The sequence below is a fragment of the Nocardioides sp. genome (genome assembly GCF_047607365.1).
Lineage (GTDB): Bacteria > Actinomycetota > Actinomycetes > Propionibacteriales > Nocardioidaceae > Nocardioides.
Window position 1 is genome coordinate 1 of record NZ_JASGDD010000162.1, and the last position, 5015, is coordinate 5015.

The window sequence follows — 5015 nt, forward strand, 5'->3', positions numbered from 1 at the left end:
CCTCGCGTCGTACCGCCTCCGCGGCGCGCGGCTGTCCGGAGCCGGCGACGAGCTGGTCGATCTCGTCGTCGTCGAGGGGCGGGTCGCCGAGATCCGCCCCTCGACCGAGCCGTCGGTCGAGGGCCACGTCGGCGGGCAGGGGCCGCCGGCGTACGACGCCGCGGGAGCGCTCCTCCTGCCCGGCTTCGTCGACCTGCACGTCCACCTGGACAAGGCCTTCCAGCTGGGATTCCTGGAACGCCACGGGCGGAGCGTCGCCGGGGGCCTCGAGCGGGCGATGACGGTCTCGGCGGAGGCGCGGTCCGAGATGACGCCCGACGAGGTGCGCGCGGCCGCGACCCGGACGATCGAGCTGATGCGCCGCGGCGGCACGGTCGCCGCACGTGCCCACGTCGAGGTGGGGCCGGAGTCCCATCCCTGGCTGACCGCGATGCATGCCTCGCTCGCCGAGGCGGATCCCGGGTTCGCACTCGAGCTGTGCGCCTTCCCCCAGTTCGGGACGACGGCCGATGCCGGGCTCCGCGGTGCGGTCGAGCGCGCGCTGGACGACGGCTGCGGCGTCGTGGGCGGCTGCCCGTACGCCGATCCGGACCCTCGCCGCCACCTCGCGGACATGGTCGCGCTGGCTCGCGACCGGCGCCTCCCCCTGGATCTGCACATCGACCTCACCGACGACGGCGACCGGATGCTGCTCGAGGAGGCGGCTCGGCTCGTCATCGGCGCGGGGCTCGAGGGCCGGGTGGTCGCGGGCCACGCGACCGCCCTCACCGCGCTGCCGCCCCGGCGACTGCGCGAGGTCGCGCGGGTCGTCGCCGATGCCGGCATCACCGTCGTGGCACTGCCGGCGACCGACCTGTTCCTCAGCGGCCGCGACACCCCATCGGCGCCCACCCGCGGCGTCACCCGGATCGCCGAGCTGTGGGACGCCGGCGCACCCGTCGCACTCGGCAGCAACAACCACGAGAACGCGTTCACGCCGGTGAGAACCGCCTCCCTCGCGCAGGTCGCCTGGCTGGCGGCGCTGACCAACCACCTCGCGAGCGCCGAGGACCACCTCCGGCTCCTCGACGCCCTCGGCGAGGTGCCACGCGGCGCCCTGGGCGTCCCTGCCCCCGGGCTCGGCATCGGGGACGTCGTGGGCGGCAGCCTGTTCACGGTCGAGCATCCGGTCGACGTCGTACGCGCGGCGGCACGGCCGGTGGCCCTGGTCGGCCCGCGCGGCGTCCAGCCGGTCACGGCCCTCTGAGAGGCGGCGGCTCAGCCCCGCGCGGCGGTGTCGTCCATCGAGGCGAGCAGCACACCGACCTGGTCGTCGTACGCCCGGTCGAGCAGAGTCCGGTCGACGCCGGAGAGCAGGGAGAACTGCAGGCCGCGCCACGTGGCGACGAGCTGCGCGGCGGCCGTCTCGGCCGTCGCCGGCGGGTAGCCCTCCGACCCGAGGATCTCCCCCACCCGCCGCAGCCAGTCGACGCCGACGCCGCGAAGGAACTCCGCGCTGCCCGCCTCGTCCCGCAGGGCCGTGCCGAAGCGCTGGAAGAACATCCGCAGGAACGGGAGGTTCTCCGCCGCGGAGATGTCGCGCCACGCCTGCCGGAGGCGGCCCTCCAGGTCGCCCGGGGAAGCGAGGCGGTCGAGCACGTGGTGGAGCAGCGGGAAGCGATCGGCGGCGAGGACGGCCGCCTCGTCGAGGAGCCGCTCCTTGGAGTCGAAGTAGTAGAGCAGCATCCGGTTGTTGGACCCGATCCGGCGCGCGATCCCGCTGAGGCTCAGGTCGAGCATCCCCGCCTCGAGGATGACGTCGGCCACCAGCGAGAGGAGGCGCTGGCGCTCGGGGGTCTGCTGCACCCGACAACCCTAGGAGCTGTTGACGGCGTACGGCATCAGGCCCCCACGACGCGAGCACCACGGACCTCGCCCCCGCGGCCAGCTCCTCGGCGATCCGCGCGAATCCCGCCATGCTGGTGGTCGCGCCGGCGGTGAAGAGCGACTTGCGCAGCGTGCTGTCGACCACCACCAGCGGCTCGGGCCAGTCGGGCACGGTGAGGTCGGGGTGGGAGTTCCACGGGCTGACCCGCACCTGCCCCTCGGGGACGCGGGTGTGCCCGCTCAGGACGGCAGCCTGTCGAGCGTGCGGGGCAGCCGGGTGAGCCACGCGGGTCCGTCGTCGGTCACCAGCACCATGTCGCCGATGCACACCAGGCCCAGCCCCGGCACCGAGTAGTTGGGGTGGACCTCCACCACCATCCCCGGCGCGACGAGGACGGTGTCCTTCCGACCGCCGCCCGCGGAGAGCTCCGGTGGCGAGGCGACGGCACGCAGCGCCGGCTCCGAATAGCTCAGTCCGAGTCCGTGGCAGGCCTGGAAGCGGAAGGGATCGTCTCCTGGGGCGTAGGGACAGGCCTCGTCGACGAGTCGTCGCACCAGCCGGCCGACCGCGGCGAGCTCGGCTCCCGGGCGGAGCGCCTCGGCCACCTCGGACTGGATCTCGCGCAGCAGCTCGGCGTGGGTCTCCAGGGCCGGCGGTGGCTCGTCGACGACGGCGGTCCGCAGCGTCTGGCCGTAGAAGCCGTCGTACCGCACGGTCGTGCCGATCTGGAGGCGATCGCCGACGCCCGGCGACCGGTCGAGGGTCCAGTCGAGGTCGCCGACCTCGTAGAGCGTGGTGTCGGTGCGCGCTCCCCCGGAGAGCCAGCAGCTGGCGCTCTCGGCGCCGAGCCTGCGACCGGTCGCCTCGGCGATCGACATGATCTCGGCGAGCGTGGTCCCGGCCGTGGCCGCGTCCAGGGCCGCGCGGACCATCGCATCGGAGACGTGGGCTGCGGCGCGGGCCAGGGGCTCGTGCTCGGCGGACCGCTCGGCACGCATCGCGAACAGCAGCCCGGCGAGGTCGGCCGGTGACGTGCCGACCGGGGCGACGTGCCGCGCCAGGGACGCGGTGGCTTCGGAGAGCCCGGCCACGGCGACACGAGTGGGGCGCGGCGGCACGAGACGAGCGACCGCGGCGGCGAAGGACTCCGCCCCGTACGGCACGCCGACGACGTCGACCTCCTGGCCCGTGCGCTCGCGAAGGGTCCGGGCGTCATGGGGAAGCCCCGCCACCACGGCGCTGGCGCCGTCGGCGCGGACCACGCCGACGGCCGGGCTGAGAGGCGGGGTCCACCCGAAGAGGAAACGCATCTGCCCCGGCGAGTCGACCGTCGGCCCGAGCGTCGCGGGCGCGGCGCAGACGACGGCGGCGTCGAGCCCCAGGACGGCGATCCGGTCGGCGAGGTCGCGGCGCCGCTCCTCGAAGACCTCGGGCCCCAGCGGCGCGTGGATCACGGCAGCGCCGCCGTCGACAGGGAGCGCAGGTAGCCGGCGCTGCTCCGGACCATGCGCTCGGCCTCGGCGTCGTCGAGCCGGCCATCGGCGGCCCGCAGGAGGGACGCCCGCTCCGGGTCGAGCCCCAGCCGCGCGGTCCGGGCGAGCTCCGCGGCCGTCAGGTCGGGGTGGGCGGCGTGCCAGTCGTCGTCGAAGAGCTCGATCGTGATCGGGGACCAGTAGGGATGCGGCGCACCCGGAGAGGCGCCGGCCTCGCGCGCCGAGGTCATCGCCTCCAGCGTCAGCCGAGGCCTGCTACCGGCGGCGACCACCTCGGCGAGGAGGGCGCCGACGTCGAGCGAGCCTTCTCCGACCGCCGTGGGCAGGTAGTGGAGCCCGGCTCGGTCCAGGGCGAGCAGGCAGTCGCGCACATGCGTCTGCCGGACGTACGGCGCCACCCGGCGTGCCGTGTCGAGCGGGTTCTCCCCTCGCTGGATCGGGTTGATCAGGTCGTAGGTGAGACCGAGCACGTCCTCGCCGACCAGCTCGATGAGCCGGACCAGCTCGAAGCTGGTGATCTCCTCGTGCGTCTCGAGGTTGAGATGCACGCCCAGGTCGCGGCACACCGGCGCCAGCCGTGCGGCCAGGCGCGCGATCGCGTCGAGCTGGTCGGTCCACGCGACGTCGGTGCGGAAGCGGTCGTAGGCGAACCGGCCGGGGTGCCTCTTGAATCCCCCGGTGACCGCCCACAGCTCCCGGCAGCCGATGGACGCGGCCGCCTCGATCGCCCGCACGAGGCCCCTGACGGTGTCGCCGTCGCCGGCTCGCCGCAGGTGGGGGTGCTCGGCCATGGCGTACGGGTTGAGATTGCCCAGGCCGCTCTCGAGATAGAGCCCGAGCGCGTCGGCCTCCGCGCGCACCTCCTCGAGAGCGCCGGGAGCGAGATCGGGGGCGATGTCGAAGACGGTCCGGAAGAGGACGCCGTCGAGACCCCGGTCCTTGACGACGCGCAGCAGCTCGCTCGGGCCGAGGCCCGCGGCCCCCGGAACCTTCCGGCCGTCGATCCCGACTAGCACGCCGCCGCCCGACGCGCGTCGGCGAGTGCTTCGCGGCGCTCGGTGAGATGCTCCCGGCTGCGCAGCAGCGCCGCCATCGCGTCCGCGGAGCCCGGCCCCTCCGCCCCGGCGCCCGGCGCCTCAGCCCTGGCGTGGCGATTCACCAGGGCGACGTACGCCGCAAGCTCGGCCAGGCTCAGGTCGGGATGCCCCGCGACGAACTCCGGGTCGTCGAGGGGCATCCTGGTGACCGGGGCGGGTCCGGGGAAGTCGAGGCTGGACTCGAGGTTCTCGATGGTCAGCGTGACCGTCGTCGGGCTGTCGGCCAGCTCGCGCAGCACCAGGTCGAAGTCGACGAGACCGTCGCCGCACGGCACCAGCTCGAATCGGTAGCTGCCGTCGCCGTCGATCCGGACCGTGGCGTCCTTGAGCTGCGTCTGGCGCACGTACGGCGCCACCCGCCGCGTCGTCCACGCGGGGTGCTCCAGTCGCTGGAGCAGGTTGGCGGTGTCGAAGACGATGCCGCAGACGTCCGGCCCGACGCGCTCCACGAGCCGGACCAGCTCGAAGCTCGTGATCTCCTCGTGCGTCTCGAGGTTGATGTGGCAGCCGAGGTCGAGGGCGATCGGGCGCAGCGAGACCAGGAACCGGTACGTCGCC

Annotated in this window: 5 protein-coding genes; 1 reads left to right on the forward strand and 4 read right to left on the reverse strand. The window is 74.3% G+C overall.

The annotated features are described in order from the left end of the window. On the forward strand, positions 1-1246 hold a 1246-nt coding region (locus tag QM572_RS12805), incomplete at its 5' end, for an amidohydrolase family protein (RefSeq protein ID WP_415093690.1). A gap of 11 nt (positions 1247-1257) precedes the next feature. Here QM572_RS12805 and QM572_RS12810 read toward each other — a convergent pair. The 4 genes from QM572_RS12810 to QM572_RS12825 form a co-directional block, all read right to left on the reverse strand. After that, the gene (locus QM572_RS12810) at positions 1258-1845 is read right to left on the reverse strand and encodes a TetR/AcrR family transcriptional regulator (protein ID WP_415093692.1); all 588 of its coding nucleotides are present in this window, start codon (positions 1843-1845) and stop codon (positions 1258-1260) included. A 261-nt stretch (positions 1846-2106) separates the two neighbouring features. Further along, positions 2107-3321, reverse strand: a complete 1215-nt coding sequence (locus QM572_RS12815; RefSeq protein ID WP_415093693.1) for a M24 family metallopeptidase — start codon at positions 3319-3321, stop codon at positions 2107-2109. Further along, the gene (locus QM572_RS12820; protein WP_415093695.1) at positions 3318-4376 is read right to left on the reverse strand and encodes a sugar phosphate isomerase/epimerase family protein; all 1059 of its coding nucleotides are present in this window, start codon (positions 4374-4376) and stop codon (positions 3318-3320) included. The genes QM572_RS12815 and QM572_RS12820 overlap by 4 nt, the downstream gene beginning before the upstream one ends. Beyond that, positions 4370-5015: sugar phosphate isomerase/epimerase family protein (locus tag QM572_RS12825; protein WP_415093696.1), on the reverse strand; the 646-nt coding region annotated here is incomplete at its 5' end. The genes QM572_RS12825 and QM572_RS12820, both read right to left, overlap by 7 nt.